This window comes from Aestuariivita boseongensis (genome assembly GCF_001262635.1).
GTDB classification, from domain to species: domain Bacteria; phylum Pseudomonadota; class Alphaproteobacteria; order Rhodobacterales; family Rhodobacteraceae; genus Aestuariivita; species Aestuariivita boseongensis.
Window position 1 is genome coordinate 1 of the sequence record NZ_JXYH01000119.1, and the last position, 1,006, is coordinate 1,006.

1 protein-coding gene, 2 tRNA genes and 1 rRNA gene are annotated in these 1,006 nt (G+C 49.4%); 3 read left to right on the forward strand and 1 reads right to left on the reverse strand.

The genetic code is table 11. The features are described 5' to 3' along the window. The first annotated feature begins 182 nt into the window (after positions 1 to 182). Positions 183 to 259: transfer RNA gene (locus TR61_RS19400), tRNA-Ile, on the forward strand. A 25-nt stretch (positions 260 to 284) separates the two neighbouring features. Then, a tRNA-Ala gene (locus TR61_RS19405) sits at positions 285 to 360 on the forward strand. A 119-nt stretch (positions 361 to 479) separates the two neighbouring features. Here the strand turns inward: TR61_RS19405 and TR61_RS20235 are convergent. Then, entirely contained in the window at positions 480 to 674 is a 195-nt protein-coding gene (locus TR61_RS20235; protein ID WP_172677038.1) for a hypothetical protein, read from the reverse strand. Between the two features lie 35 nt (positions 675 to 709). Between TR61_RS20235 and TR61_RS19410 the strand changes: the two genes are divergently transcribed. Beyond that, positions 710 to 1,006 (forward strand): 23S ribosomal RNA (locus TR61_RS19410); the annotation flags it as partial.

A 1,006-nucleotide genomic window follows, 5' to 3' on the forward strand; every position in this document is an offset into this window, starting at 1 on the left:
AAGGTAGCCGTAGGGGAACCTGCGGCTGGATCACCTCCTTTCTAAGGATGTTTCTAGCATCACAGAGCTTGCTCTTGATCGTGAAACACTTAGCAGAAGATCGGCAATCAAAACCGATCACATCAAAGGGCCGAGCCGTCCTCATATCTCTTCAGAATATCACAGACCTACCGGTCTGTTCTGGGTCGGTAGCTCAGGTGGTTAGAGCGCACGCCTGATAAGCGTGAGGTCGGAGGTTCAAGTCCTCCTCGACCCACCAAAACATCGGGCGTTTTGCCTGAAATGGGGCCTTAGCTCAGCTGGGAGAGCGCCTGATTTGCATTCAGGAGGTCAGGAGTTCGATCCTCCTAGGCTCCACCATCCTTCCGATTTGATCGTTAAGCACTTTCAAGTGTTTAACCATCCAATTGGATGACTTTTACATCGTATAGAGAGATACAATAACGACACTGTTCGGTTGTGCTAAGTACGGCATAACCTCAGTTGGTTCCGCTTCGGTGGAAGGTTCGTTCCAGGGTGCTTCCTCGCCCTTTTACGAATATCCCGGCTGAAACAGGCAGTGTTGTCCAAGTCAAGTACACTAACCAATGTTCCTGCTGACCGACATCAGCAGGAGCGGGATAGTATGCTTTTGGTTCAGAATAAGGGATGAAGTTTCTTACCAGCTTCTTCATCTGTGACATGCGCAAGCCTGTCTTTTTCTGGATCAAATCAAGCGCGAGAAGGGCGTTTGGTGAATGCCTTGGCAGTAAGAGGCGATGAAGGACGTGATACTCTGCGATAAGCTTGGGGGAGCCGAGAATAGGCTTTGATCCCAGGATCTCCGAATGGGGCAACCCACCTGACAGTTCCATATTGTTTGCTTCGGCAATCAATATGAAGCTGAAACAGGTACTTAAGACCTGAATACATAGGGTTTTAAGAGCAAACCCGGGGAACTGAAACATCTAAGTACCCGGAGGAAAGGAAATCAATTGATACTCCCCTAGTAGCGGCGAGCGAACGG

Bases quoted from the DNA above. Each gene is read 5' to 3' on its own strand.
- TR61_RS20235 (WP_172677038.1), bottom strand. From the start codon at position 674: ATGAAGAAGCTGGTAAGAAACTTCATCCCTTATTCTGAACCAAAAGCA.